We start from the raw sequence: 25761 nt of genomic DNA, 5'->3' as shown, positions 1-25761 counted from the left end.
GACGGCGCTATTACGTTTAAATTTTCAGATGAATACTATCGGGTTCAGTCACCACATTAATGTGAGTTTTCGCGTGCGCAGCATGTTTAACAGCACGAGAATACACATTGATATAAGGTTACTGATCGCTTGGGTGAGCAAACGGGTATAACGGTAACCCCTGATCAACATTTATGGTTACTTCGACATATAGTGGTAGAAATATCACTATCGTTTAGGCCAAATTAGGGCGTCAGTAATGGCAGATATTGAATGACGAAGAGTAGAATAACGAAGAGTAAAAAGAGTGTTTGCGTGCTTTATTCTCCAAATGATCGTAAATGACATTGAGATCGGCTTGTTCGATGAGCGTTGCAACAGGAATATTTTCATTATTGGTATAAATTGAGGGCAATGGCCTCTCGATGATGGCCGTTTTCTTATATTCATCAAAGTGCCATTCTTGATTACTATCATCACGGATAGACATGTAGGTTATGTGTGCTTATTGGCTTAATCTATGGCGTTGGGTGTTGATAAAAACGTTCATCAATGACATATATACCGACTACTAGCAGGTCTATATGTACTACTTCTATATCCAAAACTCCCGGTCCATTCCGCCTAGGTCACTTTACTCATCACTCCCGAGCTAATAAGCCGTTGTCACCATAGTCATAAAACAACTCAATATACGATAGAAAGCGTTAATTTTCGCGTCATAGAGCTTTGTCTTCATTATCGTATAACGATCAGTCTATTTTCTTCAATATGAAAAATCATGGAGATGATTTACCTGCCAAAATACTGATTTTACAGTGAATTTCGATGGTGTTAATTTCAATGGGATACTTTTACTCAAAGCGTAGTCGGATAGGCCAAATCTAGTGTGGAAAACATACATAAATACCAGGCTACCTACTAATTTATGGCATATATTTTGCTTTAACTCTATAAGTTCAAAAATATGACACTGCGGGTGATCACTGATGAAAATGAAAACAGGAACAATTAAGATGTTGAACAGTAAACGTTTGTTCGTAAGTGTAATGTCTTGGATTATCGTAACCTGCACCAGCTTACTGTTTGCGCCTAAATATTTATTGGCGAGTTTATCGTTAGACAAACTCGTTAGCGAATATGGTCAGTTTATTGGCTTAGGCTTAATTATTGGTGTGGCCTATTTTTTAAGCCAAATTTTTGCCTTTGTTGTCGATGAGTCCATCGTATATTTACGTCAAAAACGTACAGTAGAGACTATTGAAGTAAAAGTAAAACTACTTGATCCTGCAGAAAGAGCCTTGCTACGTGAATTTTTTTTACAAGGGCAGACTATTTTAACCTTGCCGCAAAATGAGTTGGCGGTTAAAAATTTAGTTAACACTAGCATACTCGAAATGCTAGGCAATGAACGTCACTATGCTATACAAGGCCCAACGGCGGAATACAAAATTTCTATGCAAGCACGTAATTATTTAAATCGTGATGTATTACGTTTACCTGCTGGTGAGCCGAGTGCAGATGAAATGAATTATCTGATCAAAACGCGACCACATTTTATTAATGGCTTGGTTCAATCGCGCAAGCATGCAGCCTAATATCGTGGTTAGTTGTGGTTAGTTGCGGTTAGAAGTCGGTCTGAGTGGATAAAAAAATGGGGGCCTATAAAGCCCCCAATCTGGCATAAAAACACTTCATGTGTTTTGTCGCCAATTTATCATTCGCAAGGAAGTATCCATAATGATTATGAATAATAAGCAGTAAAAAACTTAGCCTAGTAAGCTACTCACTTAGTCGGTGCAGACTTCACAACAAACATCCACATTAGATAAGACATTATTCCGAAGGTACAGAAGATCACCATCATAGAAAGAAATCCTATAGCGTTACCAAACATTAAATCTAACCAAAATGCCATGATATTTATCCTCGGAATGTGAAATCATGATCATCATAAAGTCAAAATTACACCGCAATACTGATCTTGATCAATTTTTAGTCGTCGTGATGTTATTTTTTTGTAAAATTGCTTCTTAACTCACAAAACACCTCTATTTCATCTCAGTTAGGACTATGAATGACTTTTGAGCAGTTGAGTGTTTTTTATAGAAAAGAATAGGTAAAGGGCTTGCGATTATTAAATGCAAAGGTATAATCGCCAACACTTAATTGTGACAAACTTTGTTGATACGTGGTTTGAGTTGCACAGTAACTCAGTAGCAGCCTAAAGACATGGCTATACTCAGATAAATATAATCGCATTGAGTATCGATATTTGAGTAAGTATAATACTTGAGTGTTGGTCATAAAGAGTCAATTCACTAAAATTGTTTTGCAAAGATATTTGGACTAATCAGATTACTTTGCAAAGCTAAAATAGCTTAAAATCTTTGCCTGAGTGATGAAATTGGTATACATGGGGGATTCAAAATCCCCTGCTTCGCGGCGTGTCGGTTCGAGTCCGACCTCAGGTACCATTATTTAAAAAGCCCCGTTCTTAATTGAACGGGGCTTTTTAATGCTCTTAATTTATTGATTTTATGACTAATATCCTTGTAAACACTATTTTCTTCTACCATTGACGCTAACAGATGATGGGGTTACGTTAAGCTATAAATACCAAGGTAAACGGCCAAGTGTTGCGCGTAATAGTCTCAGTAGTTTGTTTAGTTATGATGTAAATGGTAATCGCTTTAAGTAAATTAAAAAACAAGATGATACGGTGGCATCTCCATATACTATGTCGATCGTTTTGAGCCTGAAGTGACGCTTGGTAGGATCGTTGAAAAAACCTATATTGGTAACTAGACTATTAACATGCAAGCCTATGTAGGCTGCTTGGGAAATCAATTACGGTTTTAGCATGAGTTACGTGACCACTTGGCCAGTGTCGATACCTTAATAGATGCGAGAATGGGGCGGGATTTCAGCCTCGTGACTATAATGTATTTAGCCAACCTGCTTAAATCGTTCCTGGTAATGCGTTTCTATCAAGTACAAGCTGGAGGCCGGGTGTGACAAAGGGCTATACCAAGCATGAGTATTTGAATGAGCAAGAGTCGATCCACATCAATGGCCCAATATACCATGTTAACGTCGGTCGTTTTTACATGTTGCTCCCTTTTTGCCGCACCCAAAGCACCGTCAGAGTACGAACCCATATGGGTATATCTTGAAAACTCCTATAAGTCGACTCTACAGGGTATGCGTCTCTATGCCGTAGGGATGATGCCCGTGGTTGTATTACTGATAAAGTTAACAATGTCACGAGTGACTGATTATAAGACGCGACTGTAATGGTAAATCATTACAGGTGAATTCTGTTCTTTGTAATTCAATTTACATGCTAAATAGAAATGACCTAGAAATGATTTGTCGTATTTATGCGCTAAACTAAGGTCATATAAACAAAGTTTAATATAATTATGGATATTTTATATTTTAAACAAACCCTTTTTTATCAGTGCTTTATCTGTTTTTAGGTGTCATATGATCTGATGTGCGTTGTTTTCCCCCTCATACAGTCTTGCGATCGTACATGCGGGGCTTTAGTTTGTCCTATGTGCGTCACTTTTTGACGCTGATAAGAAGGAGTTTCCATGCCAGCACAATTTAATGTTCAAATTGGTTCTTTTCGTAAAATCAATAAGATCCCTAATGCCTGGTCAAATGAAGAATACCTTCAATTGATGGCTATTATGGGCTTAAATGATGATTTAGAAGGAATGGAGGCTACTGAACTTAGAGAAATGTGCATGATGTCTCTAAATGATTTAGAGCCAAATGAAGCCGCTAAAATCGTCTTGACTCATTTATTCAGTGAATTGCCTGAAGGTAAAATTGATCAGTTAAGTAATGACATGATGGGTGACAGAATGTGGGAGGAATATTCTGACTGCTTGCTTCATGAAGGTTTTTTTAGTGCTTATTCATTATTAAGAGAAGCATTTAATGGTGTATTTGCCGAGCCTTCTGGTGTTGAGTTTATGGTTAATGTTACTGCAACAGATGCCGAAGATTTGAATATTTTTGATGAGTCATTGCATGCTGCTATGGTCCGTCTTCTGGCATCCGGATTATCTCCCGATGCGCTATTACATCGATTATATGAAGATCAAATCACGGGTACCCATTTCCCAGAAGCTCCTGGGATATTGTGGCAATTAGAATCAGTATCAAGTGAAGACTTATCCCGTCAGTTTAAGATGATCAGCTCAGATTTTTGGTTCGGTAAATTTGCGAATGTAGAGCAGTTTGAAGCCTCAGCTCATGCTGATGAATCGGATGAAAATGAATAACTAACCTTATAAAGTCTATTGCTTTAGCCAATAAAAAAACCAGCTGTTAAAAGCTGGTTTTTTTTACATCATTTTGGCAAGGCCAAATTAATGATTACTATTATTAGTGCTTACGACGACGTAATGCAGCTAATGGTAGTAATAATGCCGTTAACCAACCCATAGAACCACCAGAAGATTGCTCTACTTCCTCGTTGATATTAATGGTTGCTGTACCCGGTGCACTTGTTATTTCACCGTCTGATGCGGTTACGGTAAACGTGAAGGTGTCATCACCAACTGGAGCAGTAAACAGAATTGATGGACCACCGTTGGTAAAGCTAACACTCTTACCACCAGTTTGAACCCAATTATAAGTTAAAGCATCACCATCGATGTCTTTACCATTTGCTTTTGCTGTTACTACGAATCCACCAGCGCTATTCATTCCTGAAGGCGCAACCGTTGGAGCATCATTAACGTTATTAACAGTAATAGCAACTTGTGTAGGCGTGCTCAAATTCCCTTCTTCATCAGTTGATGTATAAGAGAATGTATCCGTGCCAGTAAAGTCTGCTGTTGGTGTATAAGTGAATGCACCATCTGCTGCTAAGGTGAGTTCACCATTAGTCACTTCATCAACAAGAACAACAGTGTCTAATTGTCCAACAGGAGACACATCGATTAAGCGTTGAGCCTTAGCTGTCATACCATCACCGGTTACTTGAGTACGAGCGACTTTTTGGTCTGGCTTAGTATCATTATCTAATACATTACCTTCCATAGAAGTATCTTCATCAAGTGAAGGGGCGTCAGCTTGGCCGAAGCTAAACTCAGTAACCATTGCTTTATAAGCAAGCTCAACACTTCCTGCAGTGGTTGATTTAACGTCTACATAGTCGTCATTTGTAACAGCAGAACCAACACCATTGAAGTAATGAGTTGTTCCGATACTGCCACTGATGTTTTCAGCGCCAATGGTTACGTTAGCTGGCATACCAGGAATATCGAAGTAGTTAAACGTGACTTCTTCAGTATCGCCCGTTTTTAACCACACGCTGAAGCTGTATTTATCTCCAGAAGCATCGTTCCAAAGTTGCGCATCATTCCATTCAACAACTAAGAATGAAGCTGTTCCAGTGCTCACGACACCAAGAGATATTGCTCCACCACCAGTATCGCCAACTGTACCATCACTTAAATCAAAATCTGACCAGAATGGTGCAAGGATATTATTTGGATTTGAGCTATCAGGTAGTTCTTTATTAGCATAAGTGCCTGCTGTTGAACTATTACCAGGAATGACTATGCCGTTATCCGAAATAGTAATTGCGGTATAAGTTTGTCCATTGTATTTAAATGCCGGTACGTTAAATACAAATGAAGTTTCATCACAACCGTCTAAACAAGCAGGTGTTTGACTTAAGCCAAGAGCGGTAATATTAGGATATGTACCTGTGCCACTAGTCGTGACCATTTCAGGTAAGTCCATTGAACCAACCCAAGTGACTACGCCAGTTTTTTCATCAACAGATAGACCATTTTGCGAGGCGCCGTTCAGGACCACAGATACATCATCTTTTGATGTAAGCTTAGTGCCTTTAGGAGTCGTAGCCGTCAGAGTTACCGTGTTTTCAAACATAGTGTTATTCACAACAGATTTTATTGTGAAAGGATCAGCAACAGAAATATCAGTGTCAGTTGTAAACGCTGAGATTAATGATGAATCACTTGACTCTTTAGCGAGTACCGCCAATGGAAGATGAGCATTCTGCTTACCTTCAGTGCTAGAGATCATGACATTACCGAATATCCACTCACCATATTCACTGAATGTTGAATCAACAGTGACGGTGAAGGTTGCAGATGCACCGGCTTCAAGTTCAAGCGTTGTTGGTGAAATCATTAGGCCTGCAGCATCAGAACTTGCAGAAAGTGCCCAAGATGATTTTTCATCACTTTTATTGTAAACCGTACGAGTAAATGTACAGATACCTACACACGAGTCAGCAGCGATAGAAGGCTTATCAAACGTTAATACTGCTTTTGCTGCTGCATCGAGATCCATACGACCTGCACCCATGGCAAAAGGTGTTGCCGGTGTAGATGCGTCGTCATCTAAAATCCCATCTATTTTAGATGTTGATGTCAGCGCTGTTTTAATATCAATTGCTGACCATGTAGGATGTAGTTGACTTAAAAGTGCAGCAGCACCTGCAACATGTGGGCTAGCCATACTCGTACCAGTAATCATATTAAAGTCTTCTCCACCGTCATCAGGTGAGAAAGCCGATAAAATGTTAGTTCCTGGAGCCGCTAGATCAGGCTTAAGAATGTTCTCATTGCCATTTGGACCACGAGAGCTAGACTGATTGATTGTATCGGCAAGACCACTAACCATAATACGCTTAATTTCAGCGCCAATAGTACCTTGAGTCGCACTGTCTCCCATTGAATCTAGAATCGCCATGCCGTCATCTTGGGAAATCATAACTGATGGGAAGGTAATACCCGGTACTGACATTGGGATAGGTGCACCAGTACGGTTGTTATAAACAACAACGGCAGTTGCGCCAGCAGCTTCAGCGTTAGTCACTTTGTCACTAAAGTTACAAATGCCACGTGAAATTAGTGCAATACCATCTTTAAATGAGTCTGCAGCAAATACATCACAACCTTCAGCGTTTTCAGCATCAATATTAAATGCAGCAATAACTGGTCCAGAGATGTCCATATCAATGATGGTATCTGATCCAGGAATCGCTAATAAATCATCACCACCAGTATTAAAGCTGTTAGCAAAGTAACGGCCTGTCGTGCTGTTAGCAACTGTAATACCTGACTCAATACAACCAGGGCAACCTACCGTTTTAGGGGCGCTACCATCATTGCCAGCGGCACTTACAACCACAACACCTGCAGCTTCTGCAGCTTCAAACATTGTTTTGTATGGGCTACTTGAAGGATCTGCGCCAGCGCCACCACCCCATGAATTGTTAATAACATCAGCGCCATCATTAACGGCATGTTCTAATGCTTCCATCAGCATGATGTTAGAACCACTGCCACCACTACAGTCTTCTGTAGAATAAAGTGCTTTGTATGCCATTAAATACGCGGCTGGAGCGACGCCCGATAATGTAACGTCAATGCCTTTAAATGTTGTTTCTACTTTATTACCAACAGCAGTACCTGCAACGTGAGTTCCGTGACCACCAAACCCTAATGGGCTCATGTATTCATCTGCACATACAGGGAATGTAGGCTGTGACCAACGTGCAACAATGAGTTTATCGTTACAAAATGAACTATCCACAGTTGAGCAGTAGTCATCAGTTGGCATCATAGCTGTAGGAGCGGCAAAACCTTCTCCTGAGAACATTGGGTTTTCAGGACGAATACCACCATCAATAATGGCAACACGAATACCTTTACCAGCATTTTCCATGCCCTCAACAGCATTCCACATCGCTTCGCTGTTAATTATTTCATGTGAAGCATCCATGTTAGTGCTGTACATAGCTTCAGGATAGACAGATATAACCCCTGGAATAGCCATAATCTGTTCAACGGTTAATCCTTGACCAACAATAGTTACACCGTTAAATAATGTCTTAAATTGACGCTCAACTTTAGCATTTGAAGCAACCTTTGAAAGGGCTTTTGTAAATGCAGCTTGTTCGGCCTTCAGATGAGATGCATAGCTTTTAACTGGAGCTGATTGAATGTCTAGTTTGCTGTTTTTGTCTTTAACCGCTGTTGAGACTAAAGTGGAAATTCCACCTTGATATTTTGCAATTGCAGGCGACGCTAATTCGACAATATAACGTTGAGGAGCTACGACGCTGTTATATTTGACCACTGGTTTGTTGTTTTTTTCAGCTGACAGAAGTTCAATGCCTGCTTGGTTAGAGCTATATTGTGTATTCGCATAAGTAGCACTTGATATCAGTGCAGCTGAAATGGCTAGGGCTAATTTTGTCTTCACAACTTCTTCCTTGTTTTTAGACATCACTCAATGTGGGGGGTGGGGTATCGCTGTAACACGATGAATATTCAGTGATGATGTTTAGATTATTTTCGCTTTTGTGTTGCACTCTGTGGCGCATCGGAAGTATTTGTAGCACAAAAAAATAACAAAAGTAATACCAAAACCCAATAATGCAGTAAATAGTTGTTAACATATGTGTGTAAATTTGTGATGTAGGTCTGATACTGATTTGTGAGGTTTGACAATTATTGGAGGGGGTGTGGTGCTGGAGGACAGTAAAGCCCTCCATAGTCTATGGCTTTACTGATCTTACGATGGGATTTTGTAAGCTAATAAGTGTTTCGGTTGACTGGATTTCATCAATAGATTGAATACGATTAATCAATACATGCTGCAATCCATCGATAGATTGGCACATTACCTTTACAAATACCGAGTAATTTCCGGTGGTGTAATAGGCTTCCACTACTTCTTCTAATTCATTTAGCTTGGCAATCGCAGCTGGATAATCGCCAGCACTCTTTAAATTGATGCCGATAAAGCAGCAAACATCATAACCGAGTGCCTTTGGATTGACGGTGATTTGTGCGCCAGTAATAATGCCAGCTTGTTTCATTTTTTCAACGCGAACATGAATCGTTCCTGCACTGACATTAAAACGTTTTGCCAGTTCCGCAAAAGGTGTTCTGGCGTCTTGCATAAGTGCGGTAAGAATCCGATTGTCTAATTCGTCACGTTGAAATGAGCTATCCACGGTATTAAGCCTTACAAACCATTAATTGGCCATAAATTTACGACTTTCAATGCACAATAGCTACTAAAATTCGCATGGGTATTAACAATGTTTAATTTTACTATTGATCTGCCGTAGGGGCCATGAACGTGACGGCGGATTCAAAATGCATTGCTTGTTGTGAGTAAGGGTGAGTGATTGATAATGCTGCCGCATGCAGAAGTAGTCGAGGTGATAATCTTTTTGCTAAAGGATCGGCATAAAATCCATCACCAAGGATCGGGTGGCCTAATGCCATCATGTGGACGCGAAGTTGATGTGAACGTCCAGTAATAGGAGTGAGTTTCACGAGTGTTGATTTAGCGCCATAGCTTACGACTTCAACTAACGTCACAGAAGCCTTACCAATAGTATGGTCAACTTTTTGTTTGGGTCTATTGGGCCAATCGCAAATCAGAGGCAGATTGACTTGAGTAATATTAGGCTTCATATGGCCAGCAACGCGAGCAAAATAGGTTTTGGCAGTTTCTCTATCCCGAAATTGACGTTTTAATTCACGCTCAGCATTGCGCCGAAGTGCGACGACAATGACCCCTGAGGTTGCCATGTCTAACCTGTGCACAATGTGGGCATTAGGATGTTGTGCTAAAACACGAGAATAAATACTGTCATGGTAAATGGCTTCCCTTCCTGGAACCGATAGCAGTCCTGAGGGCTTATTTGCGACAAGAATATCTTTGTCTTGATATACAATATCTAGCCATGGAGTGGTTGGAGGGTTGTAAATGAAATCGTCCATAGTTGTTCTCGTGATTCAATTCGCGGCAGAGAGACCGTTAGGGCTTATGATGTGTAAGCATTGAATTATATACTACTGATAAGGCGAAAGCGTCGATTTAAGAGAATGCATGGCCGTTGACGTGCATGATGGTGAATGTCCACACTACGAACGCGAGCGGAATATGCACCAATGCATAAAAACATTGATCAAGACGACTCATGCCTTTTGCTAGCCAAATTAAATGCAGGTGCGCGCCTATGACTGCGGGAAATAGCACCAGCAGTGGATAGAGTGAAAACGGACTAGCATCGACAAAAATGGCGTGACTAGTCAGTGCCCAAACCACCATAAAAGCGGTAGTCATTGGCGGCATTGCAACGCGATATTGATCTGGGTAAGGGAACATCCCATGTCCTTAAAGTCATCTATTGTGGCAAGTTAGCCTTTTATTTCTTTTTTGCTCTGAATCACTTTCCGATGCACTATCGAGTAGTGGCGTAATCCAGCCGGTCCATGGGATACAATAACAGATAATAGAATAATAAAGATGACTAATTCCGATTTACATTCGCTTAGTTGAATAAACAATCCTAACAGTATAACTTTTAGTAAGGTTAACACTCCTTTGAGTTGAATTAGCCACCGCCAATCTCTAATGATCTCCCAACTCACTAATAATACGCCAGATGTGATTGCGATAAGCCAATAATTAAACCACAGAGATAGTTCAAGATTGAAGATCATGCCACCACCACTGCCCACGACCCCAATAATATGTAAAGCCCTGAGTGAGGTTTTACTTATTCGTTCAATCCAAAATCGAAGGCTTGATACAGGCAAATCTTTTTTATGATTCATAGTTTCGCTAGAGTATTAACATTACGCTAACATTAACAATTTCAATGCATAAAAACAGTGATATGAGCAGCAGTTCTTTCCAATATCAGTGTCATTACTCATTTTATTCAGTCTTGATAGCATTAACTCTCCGCAGAGGATGGCTTTTGTGGTGTGTTCTTGCCAACGGCATACCTCTTTAGATCGGCGCTAGTTTAATCATTGCAAATAGAGTGAACTGAGAATAGGTTGATGAACCAATGGTCCACATCCGTGCTGGCTTTTTTAGTGTCCGGTTGTGTCATGGGGATAGCCAATGCGGCGCCAGAAAACGGGGGCTGAGTTTTATCCTAAATGGCTGACATGATGTGAGCTGTTTGTGGCGCGAATCGGTTAGTTGGTAATGCCATTTATGATATTGCGATCTTTGGACGTATTGCAGGTGAACAAGCGGTTATGTTTGCTAAAGAGCATTAAGTATCATCCGTTACCTCCAGTCGGAAAAAGCGTTGCGGTTAGATATTGCAATGACAGACGCGATCCAATCCAATCGATAGGCTTTTTCATTGGCGTTAATCACGCAAACAATATCGCCGCGTTATTATTGTCGGTGCTATCCATAAGGGGTAATGTGGATCACAATTTCATCTTTATCCACTGTGATATTGACGACAATAACCGTTAATTCACATACAATTAACCCCTGTTTTGAGCGCGACTATTGCGGTAAATTGTTATAAACGATCGCGGTAGCGCCATTAACGCATTTGGAACCTTATGAGAATTGGATTTTTTAGCGCAAAGCCTTATGACATTCGTCACTTTAATAGTATTAACGACACCTTTAATCTTGATATTGAATACTTTGATTATCGACTTTGCATGCAAAACGTAAAATTAGCCGAAGGCTATGAAGTCGTGTGCGCATTCGTCAACGACTCCTTATGCGAAGAGGTATTAGTTGAGCTTGCAAAAGGGGGTACAAAAATAATCGCCATGCGTTGTGCGGGGTTTAATAATGTCGACTTAGTGGCAGCAGAGCGCTTAGGGATGAAAGTGGTCAATGTGCCTGCTTATTCACCTGAATCAGTCGCTGAGCATTCAGTGGCCCTGATGTTGACATTAAACCGTAAAATTCATAAAGCTTATCAACGTACTCGTGACGCTAACTTTGCCTTATCGGGTTTAGTTGGTTTTAATATGTTTGGCAAAACAGTTGGAGTCATAGGCACGGGCAAAATTGGCTTAGCCACCATTAAAATATTATTAGGCTTTGGCTGTAAAGTGATTGCCCATGATCCATACCCTAATCAAGTCATAGTCGACCTTGGTGTTGAATATGTTGATTTAGATACGCTGTACCCACAATGCGACATTATCAGTTTGCATTGCCCGTTAACCAAAGATAACCATCATTTACTTAACAAAGTCAGTTTTAGTCAAATGAAGCCAGGCGTGATGGTGATTAATACCAGTCGAGGCGGCTTATTGGATGCACTTGACGCGATGGAAGCGTTAAAGGATGGCCAGATTGGTTCATTAGGGCTTGATGTATATGAAAATGAAAAAGGCCTGTTTTTCGAAGATAAATCAAATGAAATCATTCAAGATGATATCTTCCGTCGCTTATCTGCTTGTCATAATGTGATCTTTACTGGCCACCAAGCCTTTTTAACGGAAGAAGCTCTCAACGCGATTGCTTCAACAACATTAACCAATGTGACTCAGTTGACGGCTGGGCAAGTTTGTAATAACGAGCTGTTTTAATTTGTTCGAGTTAACTGAAATGGCTGTGAATACATAGGCAATTTTAACATTTAGCAGCCATAATCAGTATTAGGGATAGTGTAAAATAACTGGAATATTATGATTACAACCACTGAAATTCACGATATTAAAACCGCCACAGGCCTAATGCGCACTACGCTTTATCGCCCGGATACTAAAGGCCAATTCGCGACAATTATTTTCTACTCAGAAATATTCCAGCAAACTGCGCCGATAGCCCGTTCTGCCACAATTATGGCTGGGCATGGTTTTGTGGTGCTGGTACCAGAAGTCTTTCATGAGCTCAATCCTATTGGGACGGTACTGGCTTATGATGAAGCCGGAAAAGATAAGGGTAATCAAGATAAGTGGGCTAAACCCTTAGAGCAACATGACAGCGACACCCAAGCACTAGTCGATTTTGCCCGAGCTCAGTCATTTTGCAGTGACAAAGTGGGCGCGATGGGGGTCTGTCTTGGCGGCCATTTGGCTTATCGTACGGCATTAAATCCAGACATCAGTGGCGCTTTTTGTTTGTACCCAACCGATATCCACTCAAACACCTTACCTTGTGCAGTCGGTAATGATTCACTCACCCGTACCGATGACATCAAAGGCGAATTAGTGATGGTCTTTGGTAAACAAGATCCCCATGTCAGTAAAGAAGGCCGTAAGCTTATTTACCAAAAACTTGAACAGGTGAATGCAAACTTTACTTGGCTTGAAGTCAATGCCCAGCATGCTTTTATGCGCGATGAAGGTGAACGTTTTGATGCCGCTTTAGCCTTGCAAATGTACTTACAAGCCGTGGCGTTTTTTCATCGAGTATTAAACTAGTCTTATTGCATGTCTGCGTTGAGCTTAAGTACACATATAGCCAAGCCACTTCAACATGCTCGTTTCAGAGCTCCCGTAGGATAACGGAACAAGGCAGTGATTGAACACAATGGCGTCGCTCTGTTTAAGATCACTATTTCTAGGTGCTAGGTCGCTTCGCTGCTAGATGCTATAAAATCTTATAGCAAGAGCCTAGATCGCTGCGCTGCTAGGACGCTTCGCGGCTAGATGCTATAAAATCTTAGCAGCGAAGCTGTCCCATCCCTGAGCGCAGCGTTCGCTTGTTATCGCTTGCTATCTTGTCTGAAACAGCCCGAACCTAGCCGGCCGAAGGTCGCTCTAGCAGCCGTAGGCGCGCTATTCCTAGAACCTTGAATTTTGTCACTTCTCGACATGTTGGATCTAGCATATCGAGGTCGTTTGGGTATAGATCATCAAGTGGCGGCCTCGGGATTACTTAAGCCATTTGGCCCGGTTCGCATTAATCTTTGCTTTGGTTTTGTTGCTTGTTGAAAACGTATTAGCCGTTCGAGGTTCGGGCAATTTAATCACTGCTTTTTGGAGCATTAAGCTATTAGGGTAAGTCATTACATCGCCGACATCGCGTTTGATCAATACGTGAAACAAACTTATTTCGACAATAATGCCACTCATATTTTCTTCTTTATCGACTATTTTTATTCGATCGCCGATACGGTAAGGAAACGCAAAAAAGATCAATACGCCAGCGGTGATATTGCTCAATATCGACCATTGGGCAAATTGGGCAAATAGGGCCACGCCTAATACTGCAAAGGCCGACGACACAAAGAGCGATACCTCTTGATAACCTAAACCCAGTGACACCGCCATGATCGACAAGGTCACAAAAAATAATAAATACGAAATTAAACGAGAAATGAGCCGACTACGAACTTCGCTGACTTGTTTCTTTTCTGCTTGCAGATGGATCCATTTGTTGAGCTGACGTTGGGCAACAAAGAACACTGCCAAATAAACAATGATCATCAATAAATGATTAAGCATGTCGATTTCCTATCTGGTTATGGTGATTAAAATGGAGTGGCGAAGGCACAATTTCGCCGCCACGTCCTAGTGCGTTCTGGGGTATAATAAGGTTTTAAAGTAGAAAAATCTTGCTGCCATGTATACCCGTTCCACCTGAAAATGCAGGATTCAGCTGGAATTATAAACGCTTTTAGGCAAGGCATTGATTGAAGAGAATAGTTATTCTATTGTCGAAATCAATAACGTAGCATAAAGCGTTTATAAACCAGCCCTTTGGGGAAACCTGAGCAAAACATACTCATCGTTACATTTGTTTTTAAGGGAACAACCCTTAACAAAAAAATGTGCCTTGATTATGATTCGCTCAGGTTTCCTGAAACGAGCATCTTCAAGTGGAACGGGTATATAGGCAAGACTCCTCACAGAGTGAAGTATGTCTGATTATAAAGTATTGCACGTCGACGGTGATAGATTGGGTGATTTTTGTGTACTCGATGATGGTGACTATCGGGTGTTGTCATTTGGTGATAATGATGAACAAAGTAAAATGGATAAGAGTCAACCTCATGTACCGCAACATACTTATGTTCAGGCCATGTTGGCTGTGCTGTTATTCTCACAACCCAAAAGTGTGATTATTTTAGGTCTAGGGGGTGGGGCATTAGTGCATTCACTCAGGCATTTTGATGCGGCGATTAAAATTACCGCGGTTGAATTGCGCCAACAAGTGATTGAAGTCGCTAAGCGTTTTTTTCAGCTGCCATTGAGTAAAAAACTCACTGTCGTGCATCAAGATGCTTATGTGTTTTTAGCCCAAGCAGATCACAAAAAAGTCGATGTGATTTTTGCCGATATCTACAGTGACAAAGGTGTCGATAAGCAACAACTGACCAGCCAATTTATTGAGCAAACAAAATCGCTACTTAAAACCGATGGTTTTTTAGTGTTAAATTGTTGGAAAGAGCACAGCCGAGATTTACAATTGCGTGACACTCTTCATGAGCATTTTAACCAGGTCTTTGCCTGTTTAACCGGCGGTGGAAATTGGGTGGTGTTTGCCACCAATAAAGCCAATTGTTTTGCTGCCGCCAATAATAAGCAAGAGCTGCAAGCGCTTTCACAAAAGCTCGATATCAATATTAGCCGAGTGCTAACTCGATTCGGCCCCTGGGAATAAGTCTCACCTGAAAATATCATTAATCGACATTATTAACCGACTATCGCCCTATGACGTTAGTCGGTTTTGACGATTAATATATCTCGCCCAAGATATGCTCTCAAAACATATGCTTTCAAAAAAATAGTCTAATGCAAAAAACCGATTAAGGTGATAGTTTTTATTCGTTATACTTAATGATTCTCCATCGCTATTATGGCTACATCAGATGACGAGCACAGTTTGCTTATCATCACCGAAACCATATTGGTATCGGGTTTAATGTAAATCTAAATGGAGCATGACATGACACAATCTATCATCAATAGCACTATCAAACCTTTTAAAGCTACAGCATTTCATAATGGTGCTTTCGTTGACGTTACAGAGCAAGATTTATTAGGCAAGTGGGCGGTAGTGTTTTTCTACCCAGCTGACTTCACATTCGTTTGTCCAACTGAATTAGGCGACATGGCTGATCATTATGAGCAGCTACAAGCTATGGGCGTTGAAGTGTATTCAGTATCAACTGACACCCATTTTACTCACAAAGCTTGGCATTCAAGTTCAGACACCATTGGCAAAATTACTTATCCAATGATCGGTGACCCAACAGGCGCTATCACTCGTAACTTCGGTGTAATGATTGAAGACGATGGTTTAGCACTACGTGGTACTTTTGTCATCAACCCAGAAGGCGAAGTGAAAGTAGCTGAAATTCATGACCTAGGTATTGGCCGTAGCGCTGCAGAACTGCTTCGTAAAATTCAAGCCGCACAGTATGTTGCTACTCATGATGGCGAAGTATGTCCAGCTAAATGGCAGCCAGGCGAAGCAACATTAGCTCCTTCAATTGATCTTGTCGGTAAAATCTAACTGCTCAGTTCACCCTTAGGTTAGTAATATCATCTCCAGCTAGTCGGTGTTCCCCCGGCACTGACTAGCACTTTTTAATTCATCGATTATTGCCCATTTTTAGGAGTTGTTATGTTAGATGCGAATGTAAAAAGTCAACTGAAAACCTATCTGCAAAACCTCAAGCGCCCAGTTGAACTTGTCGTATCTGCAGATGACTCAAACAAAGCACAAGAATTAACCAGCTTAGCCCAAGATATTGTTGACTCAGCGGATTTAGTCTCAGTCACTTATCAGCAAGGTAAGCGTACACCGAGCATGAGCGTGATCAACCCGCAAGCTGCAACCAATATTACCTTTGCAGGATTGCCAATGGGCCATGAATTTACTTCATTGGTGCTAGCGTTATTACACAGCGGCGGACATCCTATTAAGTTGGATGCGGAGATCATTGAACAAATCCGTATGCTACCTGGTGAATATCATTTTGAAACCTATGTTTCGTTAAGTTGCCAAACTTGTCCTGAAGTGATCCAAGCACTCAATATGATGGCAGCAATTAACCCCAATATTACTAACGTGATGATTGACGGAGCGCTTTTCCAACAGGAAGTGAGCGATCGCAATATCATGTCGGTTCCATCAGTATTTTTAAACGGCGAAGCCTTCTCTGTCGGCGCGATTAGCATCGTTGAAGTACTAAACAAGTTAGATAAAAATGCCGCAGGCAGACAAGCAGAGCAACTTAATCAAAAATCAGTCTTTGACATGTTAGTCGTAGGCGGTGGCCCTGCTGGTGCAGCAGCGGCAATTTACTCTGCTCGTAAAGGCTTAAATACCGGCATAGTTGCTGATAAATTTGGTGGTCAAGTCGCCGAAACCGTCGGTATTGAAAACTTTATTTCAGTGTCTAAAACCGAAGGCCCTAAACTGGTGGCTAACCTTGAAGCCCATGTTAAGGATTATGATGTCGACATTATGCAAAACCAACGCGCGCTGAGTTTAGCGCAAAACGGTTTGTTTGATGTAACCCTAGAAAGTGGCGCAATCCTAAGCAGTAAAACGATAGTATTGGCTACTGGTGCACGTTGGCGAGAAATGAATGTGCCCGGTGAGAAAGAGTACCGTAATAAAGGCGTAGCCTATTGCCCACACTGTGATGGCCCGTTATATAAAGGTAAGCGTGTTGCGGTGATTGGCGGTGGTAACTCAGGTATTGAAGCGGCTATCGACCTTGCAAACATTGTTGAACACGTTACCGTGCTTGAGTTTGACAGTAAGTTACGTGCCGATGACGTACTGCAGCGTAAAGCCAAATCAATGGGTAATATCAGCATTATTACTCAGGCCATGACCACAGAAGTCAAAGGTGATGGCACTCGCGTAACCAGTTTGATTTACACAGATCGCACTACAGGTGAAAGCAATCAAGTCACATTAGCAGGTATCTTTGTCCAAATTGGCTTAGTACCTAACACCGAGTGGTTAAAAGGGGTGGTTGAAATGACTCCTCGTGGTGAAATCATTGTTGATGGCCGTGGTCAAACATCTATCCCTGGTGTATTTGCCGCAGGTGATGTGACGGATACCCCTTATAAGCAAATTATTATCGCTATGGGAAGTGGTGCATCAGCATCTCTAGGTGCATTTGATTACCTTATCAGACATTCTGAAGAAGTAGAGGTTAAAGCCGCATAGGGTTTTGTTGATTGAGTAATATGAGGTCTTTGTTATCTCAGCCAATAAAAAATAGCCCACATTTACGGGCTATTTTTTTCATGTTTATAGGCCTCAAACGCCGTGATTGAAATCGTTCGAGCCGGTGAACATCGATAAGATTTTGCCGTCGTTGTGATCAAGTACCTGGATTAGCCTTTAAAACCGCAGACGCGACCAAGGCCATTCGTGACGTAATACAAAAGCCAAAAGTCGCGGCTTAATTATCGGTTAGCACCATATATGCGGCCATTAATACATAATCAGAAAATGAGCGCTATGCTCAAGATCCCGGCGCAGTGCTATGCTTTATCCAGCCTAAGATTGACAGTAGTAGTACTATTACTACTATTATTACTAATACTCAATATAACTTCTGCCACAAAGTAGCGTTTTTGGTTGCTGCACATGTTACCAATAACTTGGTATTTTTGGCCGAAGTATAGGGCGGCAAGGACTTGATGGTTGCTAATGAGCAGAGCCATGCAAGCTCACAATTTACAAGCTTATAAATAATCTTGTATAAGCGCTAATATCTAACGGCTAATATCAAACTTCAAACTTCAAACTTCAAATATCGAACATCAAATATCTGGTTTCTAGCGCAGTAGCATAGATAATACCCGGGGAGAAATCTGTGCGTATTTGTGTTTATTCCTTGCCCCAAAAGTCTTCTGCTCAGCGCTGTTGCTGTTACCCTAGAGAATACAGTTATTATCCATCGACAGTTTCTGGCTATTTGCTGAATTGTTAGCCGTCATTTTTGAATTATTTAGCGTATTATAAAGCCAATTTCTGTCGTTGAAAATTGCCTCCAGCCTGCGTTTGTTTTACTTTACGTAAATTGAATAAATAGACGTTATTTTTTTCAGCCCTATTTTGCTTCTTCGTCACTGTAATGTGAGCTGTTTGGAAAAGGATTATCATGCCAAGCTTGATTAGAATCGTGTTAATTAATACCCACCTACCGGGTATTGTCGAGTTATTATTAAATGGTCACACCAATATATGTGGTACCAATGCCTCAGGTAAAACAACCTTACAACGCTTGGTGCCGGTATTTTATGGCGAGTATCCAAGCCGTGTGGTGCCGTCAACGCGTGACAGTTTTGAACGTTGGTATTTACCCCATGACTCAAGCTACATTATCTATGAATATCAAAAAGATGACGGTTTACTTTACCAAGCTGTTTTAGCTTCTGCTGGCGATGGTAAAGGGGTCAATTACCGCTTTATTGCGCGAGGATTTGAACTAGAGCAATACATTAAGTCACGTAATGGCGATACTGTTATTTGTCATACGATGAGGGATCTTGGGCATGAATTAAAACGCGAGGGTATCGCACACTCTAAACAGTTAAATACCCGAGAGTTCCGCGCGATCATTCAAAACGATCGCAGCTTGTTAAATACCGGCAGTAACCGCAATGAGCTGCGGACTTACGCGCGTCAATTTTCGCTGTGTGACGGCGATCATAGCTTGCGTCATATTGAAAAATTAGCCAAAGCCGTGCACTCGAAAGAGGGCAAAATGGAAACGGTTAAATCAATGATCGCCGCCATTTTAGAAGAAGATGGGGTTAACCCACCGACTTCTAGACTGAATCCACAGCGAGTAGAAACGTGGATCCGTGAAAGCCAGCTGGTGCAAGGGTTTGAGCAAATTCGCCCAGAATATGAAAAGCTCGAACAAGAGTTCAACCAGTTATTAAGCGCCGAGTTACGTTTAGCCAGTTTATCCCGCGGTTATCGAAGTGATGAAACCTTAGAAGCTGAGCGTCAAGAAGGCAACCAATCTCATGGCAAAGAATTAAACCTCAAGTTACGTTTATTAGATGAGGAGTGGAAAGATGTTCGTGATGAGTTAAACCAAGAGTTATCGGCAGCAAAAGGCGATGCAGGTAAGTTTGAAGATGAGCTCGATGCGATAGAACAACAACATGGCGCTTTTTTAGATGCCGACATCGAACAAGCCAAAGCTGATTTAGATAATCTGCCTAATTGGCGCAGTGATGTTGAAAACCTTAATGAGCGCCACAAATTACAAACCGAAAAGCACCAAGACATTGAAGCCGCTTTTAATGCGCGTCGTAGCAAAATAGCTGAACAATTGCATCGTGAACTTGAAGTGTTACATCTTGAACAAGACACTCAACGTGAAGCGCGAGATAAGCAGCGCGAGCTTGCTAATGACGATCTTGCTAAGTTAGAACTGCAATGGCGTGAGCAAACCGATACGGGTAAAGCTAAGTTTAGCGAACAAGAATATCAACTCAAATTAACGGCAGCAGAGTTGAAACATCAAGTGGCTGGGGTTACCTACACTGAAGATGAAAAAATGCGCTTAGGGACTTTCGATGAACGCATTAGTTTAGCCGATGAAGAGCAGGAAACCTGTAACCAAAAAGTCGACCGCTTAACCACAGAAGAACGTAAACAACGGGCCAAACGCGACCAAGCCAATGAAGCGCTGCGCATCTCCAGTATTCGCGTCAGTGATAGAGAAAATGCCAAAGAAGAACTACACCAGATACTGTTCCCGCAGTCGCATACCTTGTTGGAGTTTTTGCGCAAAGAAGCCCAAGGTTGGGAACACACCTTTGGTAAAGTTATCGCGCCAGAGCTGTTACATCGTAGTGACCTACACCCCAGCTTAACCAAAGACAGCAGTGAAGCGCTATTTGGGGTCAATCTCGATCTTAAAGCCATTGATGTGCCAGAGTATGCTGCCACAGAGCAAGACTTACGTATTCGCCTAGCCAAAGCTGAAGAAGCACTGCAAAGTGCAAAAGAAATGCATGCCGAAGCGGAAGATCAACTGGTTGCCATGAATGCGGCACTTGATAGCATCACTCGCGAGCTCACCTTTGCCCGCACGGCCTACAAAAATAGCCGTGAAGACTTACGCCGCCTGTTTGATGAAAAACGCAACGAACAACAAAAAATCAATCAAGCTGTTGCAGATCGTAAAATCGATTCGAACAAAAGATTAGTGCAACTTGATAACGAACTCAAGCTACTTAGCAATCAACATCTTGGTTGGTTAAGCGAGCAAAAAGAGCAGGCGCTTGAAGCGCGAATGGAAAAAAATGCTTATTGGCAAGAGGTTATCGGCGCCATTGATAATCAATTAGGGCAAATTAAAGCCAATATTGAACAACGCCGTGCGAATGCTAAAACCGAACAAAAAGCCGGTGAAACCTGGTATAAAAATGAGCTTAAGTCTCGTGGTGTTGATGAAGGCACCATTTTGGCGTTGAAAAAACAAATTCGCGATCTTGAAGCCAATATTAGTCACGCCGAACAGCGTCGCAGTGATGTACTGCGTTTTGATGATTGGTATCAACATACCTGGCTAGTTCGAAAGCCTAAAGTGCAAACTCAATTAGCCGATGTTAAGCGAGCAACGCTGGAATTTGAGCAACTGCTAAAAGCGAAAACGACTGAAATCAAACACCGTCGTGACAGCTTAGAAACCGAACGTAAAGCCTGTGATGCCGCCCAAGTTGAGGCGTCTGAAAATCTCACCAAGCTGCGCGCCGTAATGCGCAAGTTAGCTGAGCTCAAATTACCCGCCAATAATGATGACGCTACTGGCAGTATTGGTGAACGTTTACGCCAAGGCGAGGATTTATTGCTAAAACGTGATTACTTAATGGGCTCTGTGAAACAGTATGTTGAGCACTTTGACTCGGTCATTGCCAGTAAATCAGGCTCAAGTTTAGCGGAGTTTTGGGAACGTGCCCGCGATGAGTCTAGTTTTGTCAACGACAAAGGTATTCGCCTGCTCGACTACCGTAAGTTGGTACCCCAACTAGAGCAATTATTGAATGTAATGGTGCCGCAATCGTTAATGGCCATTCGTGAACAAGGGCGTATTTTTGGTATCGACTTAAGCGCGTTTTATGATGTATTAACGGATATCGATCGCCGCATTGCCAGTCAAAGTGCGCGTATTACCCGTGAAGTAGGTGAAGAATTGTTCCTTGATGGGATCTCTGAATCGGCGGTACGCATTCGCTCACGTATTAGTGAACTTGAGTTTTGGCCTGAACTTGAAGTGTTTGTTAAAGCCTTTAAAGCGTGGAAAGCAGATGGTTTTAGCCAACTACCAGACGAGCACTACACTAACTCAATGCGCCGTGCGTTAGAGATTATTGGCCGCGCAGCGTTAACCGGTGGCATTGCTAAACTGTTAGAAATTGAGTTGCGTTTAAAAGAAGGTAACAGCGACTTAATTATTCGCACCGATCGCCAATTAAACGAGTCGTCTAGCCACGGTATGGCATACTTGATTTTATGTAAATTCTTATTGGCGTTTACTCGTTTATTGCGTGGCAAAGCCAATGTGACCATTCATTGGCCAATCGATGAGTTAGGGACTTTGCATCACACCAACGTGAAAAAAATCTTCGATGCCTGTGAAAACAATAACATCAGTGTATTGGGTGCGTTCCCTAACCCAGAGTCTGAAGTGCTAAACCTGTTTACCAACCGTTACATCATTAATAAACAAACTAAAAAACTGCAAGTAGTTAAACCCAAAGCCAACCCATTAGCCGCGCGTTTGTCGCAGCGTAGCGCGAATGCTGACAGAACTCGCATTGAAATGAACAGTACTGACACCAATAGTGCCGACACTGCCAAGGAGCACATCTAATGTCTGACTCGACTGAAACCGCCTTAGTAGGGACGGGTGCGTTAATAGAACAATTATTACGAGGTGAATTTATTTGCCGAGTAACCAATGAAGATGGTTGGCGTGCGCTTAAAAACAACAGTACTCGTGACCGAGTGGAAACCTATCTCAACCAAATTAATCGTACCATTGGCAGTGCTGGCGAAGGTGAGGTATTTTTTTGCGGCTATTTGCAGTTAGGCGAGACTGAACGCAAAGTTATTTCATCGCAATTTAAAGACATTTGCGCAGGACTTATTCCCTTAGTGGAATGGCTAGTATTAGTGCAAGAAGCCAGCGGCCAAGATGCACCGCTGAGCGAAGGTGTACCTATTCGCTTAACCGATTTACAAGCGCGTATTGAAGACACTCCGGCCTTGGGAGAGCAACTCACTAAGCTGAGCCATTACCGATTATTTGGCTCAATAAGCACTAACGTTGATGGTCAAATTAAATTGGTGTTTAAACGGTTAGTGGAGCTAGGTTATTTAACCAAACCCAATAGTGAAAAGCAGATTTATATTGCCACTGGCAAGTTAGATTATTTATACGAAGTGATCCGCTTTATTGATGAAACCGAAGGCTTAAGTCTTGAAGCACAGGCCGAAACCTCGACCCAAAGGGAGTTAATATGAGCAGCAACTTACACCAAGCTGGGGTAAAGCTGCTCAAACAACTCGGGCGGCATGCCGATGTCATCATGGATGCATATTTAGCGGGATCGATTAACGATAGCGCTCATGATGCTGGCGTTATCGATAAACTGAAAAAAAGTGGCATTTTATGGCGCCCAGAACCCGATCAAGAGCTACGGTTAACGCGTTCGGTGCGGGCATTATTAGAAGAAGCCTTAAGCGATGAACGTAATCGGCAGATTGATGCCAACGTAGGCTCAGCACTGGCGACAATAAAAACCTTAGCCGATCATTACAAAGAAGCCCGTTTCAATGTCGATTTCAGTGCTGCTGAAGCCTATTTAGCTGATTTAAATGAACATGTTTACAGTTTTACCGACAGCTTACGTTATTCTATCCGAGTGTTATATCGCCGGATCAACAATGAATTTGGCTATGTGGGCACCATAAACGCAAAAATTCGTGAAAATGAATTAGCCCAAAGCCAAGTTTCTGAGTTGCTAAACGGCTTAGAGATGTTCCAATTTACAGAGCTAGGCGAGATTGCTGGCGATATTCGCGAACTGCGCCGCTTACTGATGATCAGTTTGCAAGAAACCTTAAGCCAATGCACCCAAGAACTGAGTATTGTCCAAGCGAGATTGTATGAATTATTGGGTCGATTTAGGCAAATACAAGGGCGCACACTATTACTAAAAGGCTGGTTACTACACACCAGCATGCATCCTGATTACCAACCCGAAAACCATGTGGTTCATAAAGCTGTTCCGGTTTTATTTAATTGTGCTGAAGCGCTCATAGCCCCTGCTAGTGTTGATGTTGCTAATCCACATCATGAACTTGAAATGATGAGTTTGGTGGCACAAGTTAAAGCCATTCGCCGTGACGCCTTGCCCGCCGAGCTGCGTGAACACAATGTTACCTTTGAGATGGGCGACAGTGAGGATTTTGATATCCCAGAAAACCCACTTAAAATTGCCGTAGATGAATATTTCTGTGAAGTGATTGATTCAGGATTACGTCAATCAGCCTTAAGTTATTTGACTGAAAAACAACTCGAATGGGACGCCGAAAGCTGGCTGTATCAAGTTATTGGTGGTTATGACGGTTTAGCTGAAGAGCATAAAAATTATTTTGAGCTCGAACCCATAGGTAATCCCGATCCTGTCTATAACGGTAACTTCATTATTCATGATGTTGAACTTTGGCTAGCATAACTAAAAGTCAGTTACACATAATGGCCCGCGCTGCAAAGCAACGTTTGCCGCGTGTGCCTTTCAATGCTAGTTGGAAGACGTTATATCATCTGTGGCAAATAGGTGAGCCAGATGGCGCTGAAAAACACCTGTATTTAACCTCTAGCGATTATATTTTACTGCGTGAAATGGCTCAAATTGATTCGGGCTTAGATATTCTCTCGCTTGATTTTGATATGGCCCGCCAGCAGATGTCACACCACAGTGCCAATGAAAAATACGCAAATATCAGCCCAGAAGCCGATTACGTATTAATCAAACTTTCCTCTAGGATTGCTCAAGCCCTAGTGGCTGATCCAGCGGTCGACTTAATGATGATGCATAATTGTTCACTGCGATTAAAAGTCGATAGTGCACTAGCACTTTGCCAGCGACTGAATATCGCTAATCTTATTGTGGTCGAAAACCTCGACAGCTTTGATAACCTGTTTGGCTATTCATTTGCGCCAGATTTACAGACAATCATCGACAATAGTATGGTGTTATATCGTGGTAGCCATCACTATTCTCCCGCAGGGCGAAAGCGCTTTTTACACTTAATTAACCCGACAAAAATACAGGTGATTGCCTTTACCGACTTGGATCCCGCTGGGTTAATGATCGCCAACACCCTAGATCATTGCCAACGTCTCATTGTGCCTCAATTAGCCCTCCGTGCACCGGCGACACTATTGGCGTTGCCGCAAATTAATTCAACGGCAGACTTTCATAAGCAGCATCGCCAGTTAGCTTATCTGACCAAGATATTGGCCGCTAACAACAATGTGGCGCCGATGACACATACTCATCAACCGCCTTTATCACATCAACATTCGCTTGGCTCATTGACCTATGATGATACTGCCAACGCCATAGGTTCATCAGCGGATTGGGACCAGCTAGTAGCTTGGGTTGTGCGTTATCACGTCAGTATTAAGCAACAGCACATGCAAGCAAAAAAGCTCGTATTGTCGTTACTGCACTTTTAGCCGCTATGATCATTGTTGACCATCAGCCATTAAGTACTCACCACTAATTAAGCACCATTGAACTTGTGTTAAGTGGGTTTTTACCACAGTTCAACACTCATCATTCAAGGTTTTATCATAGTCAACATTCTGTTTATTATGGCCTTTGTGGGTGTGTTCAATTAATACAGAGTATAAGTGGTCAGCTTTGTTCTAATGATGATTGAATTATCGGTGTCAATGTCTCAATATCACTGCGCTCGAATAATAAAACACACCTAGGATTGGGTGCAATAATAATAAATAGC

19 protein-coding genes and 1 tRNA gene are annotated in these 25761 nt (G+C 41.9%); 12 read left to right on the top strand and 8 right to left on the bottom strand.

The window, feature by feature from the left end:
• Positions 1-232 precede the first annotated feature (232 nt).
• Positions 233-469: a hypothetical protein gene (locus tag AAEY93_RS06860; protein ID WP_351075636.1), complete on the bottom strand. Its 237-nt coding sequence runs from the start codon at positions 467-469 to the stop codon at positions 233-235.
• 526 nt (positions 470-995) lie between these two features.
• On the opposite strand from AAEY93_RS06860, the gene AAEY93_RS06855 reads away from it, so the two are divergent.
• Complete coding sequence (locus AAEY93_RS06855) at positions 996-1577, top strand: superinfection exclusion B family protein (protein WP_372491511.1); 582 nt, start codon at positions 996-998, stop codon at positions 1575-1577.
• A gap of 188 nt (positions 1578-1765) precedes the next feature.
• Here AAEY93_RS06855 and AAEY93_RS06850 read toward each other — a convergent pair whose 3' ends face one another.
• Positions 1766-1897 (bottom strand): DUF3149 domain-containing protein, encoded by a 132-nt coding sequence (locus tag AAEY93_RS06850; RefSeq protein ID WP_124014266.1) that lies wholly within the window; start codon positions 1895-1897, stop codon positions 1766-1768.
• Positions 1898-2371: 474 nt separating this feature from the next.
• Here AAEY93_RS06850 and AAEY93_RS06845 point away from each other — a divergent pair.
• Positions 2372-2456, top strand: a tRNA-Leu gene (locus tag AAEY93_RS06845).
• Between the two features lie 1122 nt (positions 2457-3578).
• Positions 3579-4277 (top strand): hypothetical protein, encoded by a 699-nt coding sequence (locus AAEY93_RS06840; RefSeq protein ID WP_101032930.1) that lies wholly within the window; start codon positions 3579-3581, stop codon positions 4275-4277.
• Between the two features lie 103 nt (positions 4278-4380).
• Here AAEY93_RS06840 and AAEY93_RS06835 read toward each other — a convergent pair whose 3' ends face one another.
• From AAEY93_RS06835 to AAEY93_RS06815, 5 genes are all read right to left on the bottom strand, one after another.
• Entirely contained in the window at positions 4381-8244 is a 3864-nt protein-coding gene (locus AAEY93_RS06835; RefSeq protein ID WP_351075632.1) for a S8 family serine peptidase, read from the bottom strand.
• 295 nt (positions 8245-8539) lie between these two features.
• The gene (gene asnC, locus AAEY93_RS06830) at positions 8540-9001 is read right to left on the bottom strand and encodes a transcriptional regulator AsnC (RefSeq protein WP_101032928.1); all 462 of its coding nucleotides are present in this window, start codon (positions 8999-9001) and stop codon (positions 8540-8542) included.
• A 100-nt stretch (positions 9002-9101) separates the two neighbouring features.
• Positions 9102-9779 carry a bifunctional tRNA pseudouridine(32) synthase/23S rRNA pseudouridine(746) synthase RluA gene (rluA, locus tag AAEY93_RS06825; protein ID WP_101032927.1) on the bottom strand — a complete coding sequence of 226 codons (678 nt, stop codon included), beginning with the start codon at positions 9777-9779 and terminating at the stop codon, positions 9102-9104.
• A 97-nt stretch (positions 9780-9876) separates the two neighbouring features.
• On the bottom strand, positions 9877-10167 hold the full coding sequence (locus AAEY93_RS06820) for a hypothetical protein (protein ID WP_124014268.1): 291 nt from the start codon (positions 10165-10167) through the stop codon (positions 9877-9879).
• 32 nt (positions 10168-10199) lie between these two features.
• Positions 10200-10619, bottom strand: a complete 420-nt coding sequence (locus tag AAEY93_RS06815) for a hypothetical protein (RefSeq protein WP_101032925.1) — start codon at positions 10617-10619, stop codon at positions 10200-10202.
• 756 nt (positions 10620-11375) lie between these two features.
• On the opposite strand from AAEY93_RS06815, the gene AAEY93_RS06810 reads away from it, so the two are divergent.
• Positions 11376-12365, top strand: coding sequence for a 2-hydroxyacid dehydrogenase (locus AAEY93_RS06810; protein WP_101032924.1), 990 nt, complete (start codon positions 11376-11378; stop codon positions 12363-12365).
• 99 nt (positions 12366-12464) lie between these two features.
• On the top strand, positions 12465-13202 hold the full coding sequence (locus AAEY93_RS06805) for a dienelactone hydrolase family protein (RefSeq protein WP_101032923.1): 738 nt from the start codon (positions 12465-12467) through the stop codon (positions 13200-13202).
• Between the two features lie 453 nt (positions 13203-13655).
• On the opposite strand, the gene AAEY93_RS06800 is transcribed toward AAEY93_RS06805, so the two are convergent.
• Positions 13656-14228 (bottom strand): mechanosensitive ion channel domain-containing protein, encoded by a 573-nt coding sequence (locus AAEY93_RS06800; RefSeq protein WP_351075625.1) that lies wholly within the window; start codon positions 14226-14228, stop codon positions 13656-13658.
• A gap of 415 nt (positions 14229-14643) precedes the next feature.
• On the opposite strand from AAEY93_RS06800, the gene AAEY93_RS06795 reads away from it, so the two are divergent.
• From AAEY93_RS06795 to AAEY93_RS06765, 7 genes are all read left to right on the top strand, one after another.
• A complete protein-coding gene (locus AAEY93_RS06795) occupies positions 14644-15387 on the top strand; it encodes a spermidine synthase (RefSeq protein WP_124014134.1) in 744 nt (247 codons plus the stop codon).
• Between the two features lie 285 nt (positions 15388-15672).
• Positions 15673-16242: an alkyl hydroperoxide reductase subunit C gene (gene ahpC, locus AAEY93_RS06790; RefSeq protein ID WP_101032920.1), complete on the top strand. Its 570-nt coding sequence runs from the start codon at positions 15673-15675 to the stop codon at positions 16240-16242.
• A gap of 111 nt (positions 16243-16353) precedes the next feature.
• Complete coding sequence (gene ahpF, locus AAEY93_RS06785; protein ID WP_124014135.1) at positions 16354-17919, top strand: alkyl hydroperoxide reductase subunit F; 1566 nt, start codon at positions 16354-16356, stop codon at positions 17917-17919.
• Positions 17920-18862: 943 nt separating this feature from the next.
• Positions 18863-22597, top strand: coding sequence for an ATP-binding protein (locus tag AAEY93_RS06780; RefSeq protein ID WP_351075621.1), 3735 nt, complete (start codon positions 18863-18865; stop codon positions 22595-22597).
• A complete protein-coding gene (locus tag AAEY93_RS06775) occupies positions 22597-23250 on the top strand; it encodes a condensin complex protein MksE (protein WP_351075618.1) in 654 nt (217 codons plus the stop codon). The genes AAEY93_RS06780 and AAEY93_RS06775 overlap by 1 nt, the downstream gene beginning before the upstream one ends.
• A complete protein-coding gene (locus AAEY93_RS06770) occupies positions 23247-24467 on the top strand; it encodes a phosphoenolpyruvate carboxylase (protein ID WP_351075615.1) in 1221 nt (406 codons plus the stop codon). The genes AAEY93_RS06775 and AAEY93_RS06770 overlap by 4 nt, the downstream gene beginning before the upstream one ends.
• A gap of 20 nt (positions 24468-24487) precedes the next feature.
• Positions 24488-25474, top strand: a complete 987-nt coding sequence (locus AAEY93_RS06765) for a DUF7281 domain-containing protein (RefSeq protein WP_351075612.1) — start codon at positions 24488-24490, stop codon at positions 25472-25474.
• Positions 25475-25761: the final 287 nt, after the last annotated feature.

It is taken from the genome of Shewanella sp. CAL98-MNA-CIBAN-0140, from assembly GCF_040309905.1.
GTDB classification, from domain to species: Bacteria; Pseudomonadota; Gammaproteobacteria; order Enterobacterales; family Shewanellaceae; genus Shewanella; species Shewanella psychromarinicola.
Note: the sequence above shows the minus strand (reverse complement) of the source record. Positions and strands in the feature narration are given on the sequence as shown.

What these genes read in the sequence shown, in the direction of transcription:
- AAEY93_RS06850 (WP_124014266.1), bottom strand. Translation starts at nt 1,897, where the DNA reads ATGGCATTTTGGTTAGATTTAATGTTTGGTAACGCTATAGGATTTCTT.
- AAEY93_RS06770 (WP_351075615.1), top strand. Translation starts at nt 23,247, where the DNA reads ATGAGCAGCAACTTACACCAAGCTGGGGTAAAGCTGCTCAAACAACTC.
- AAEY93_RS06795 (WP_124014134.1), top strand. Translation starts at nt 14,644, where the DNA reads ATGTCTGATTATAAAGTATTGCACGTCGACGGTGATAGATTGGGTGAT.
- AAEY93_RS06805 (WP_101032923.1), top strand. Translation starts at nt 12,465, where the DNA reads ATGATTACAACCACTGAAATTCACGATATTAAAACCGCCACAGGCCTA.
- AAEY93_RS06765 (WP_351075612.1), top strand. Translation starts at nt 24,488, where the DNA reads ATGGCCCGCGCTGCAAAGCAACGTTTGCCGCGTGTGCCTTTCAATGCT.
- AAEY93_RS06840 (WP_101032930.1), top strand. Translation starts at nt 3,579, where the DNA reads ATGCCAGCACAATTTAATGTTCAAATTGGTTCTTTTCGTAAAATCAAT.
- AAEY93_RS06775 (WP_351075618.1), top strand. Translation starts at nt 22,597, where the DNA reads ATGTCTGACTCGACTGAAACCGCCTTAGTAGGGACGGGTGCGTTAATA.
- AAEY93_RS06815 (WP_101032925.1), bottom strand. Translation starts at nt 10,619, where the DNA reads ATGAATCATAAAAAAGATTTGCCTGTATCAAGCCTTCGATTTTGGATT.
- AAEY93_RS06860 (WP_351075636.1), bottom strand. Translation starts at nt 469, where the DNA reads ATGTCTATCCGTGATGATAGTAATCAAGAATGGCACTTTGATGAATAT.
- ahpC (WP_101032920.1), top strand. Translation starts at nt 15,673, where the DNA reads ATGACACAATCTATCATCAATAGCACTATCAAACCTTTTAAAGCTACA.
- AAEY93_RS06820 (WP_124014268.1), bottom strand. Translation starts at nt 10,167, where the DNA reads ATGTTCCCTTACCCAGATCAATATCGCGTTGCAATGCCGCCAATGACT.
- AAEY93_RS06780 (WP_351075621.1), top strand. Translation starts at nt 18,863, where the DNA reads ATGCCAAGCTTGATTAGAATCGTGTTAATTAATACCCACCTACCGGGT.
- ahpF (WP_124014135.1), top strand. Translation starts at nt 16,354, where the DNA reads ATGTTAGATGCGAATGTAAAAAGTCAACTGAAAACCTATCTGCAAAAC.
- AAEY93_RS06800 (WP_351075625.1), bottom strand. Translation starts at nt 14,228, where the DNA reads ATGCTTAATCATTTATTGATGATCATTGTTTATTTGGCAGTGTTCTTT.
- AAEY93_RS06810 (WP_101032924.1), top strand. Translation starts at nt 11,376, where the DNA reads ATGAGAATTGGATTTTTTAGCGCAAAGCCTTATGACATTCGTCACTTT.
- AAEY93_RS06855 (WP_372491511.1), top strand. Translation starts at nt 996, where the DNA reads ATGTTGAACAGTAAACGTTTGTTCGTAAGTGTAATGTCTTGGATTATC.
- rluA (WP_101032927.1), bottom strand. Translation starts at nt 9,779, where the DNA reads ATGGACGATTTCATTTACAACCCTCCAACCACTCCATGGCTAGATATT.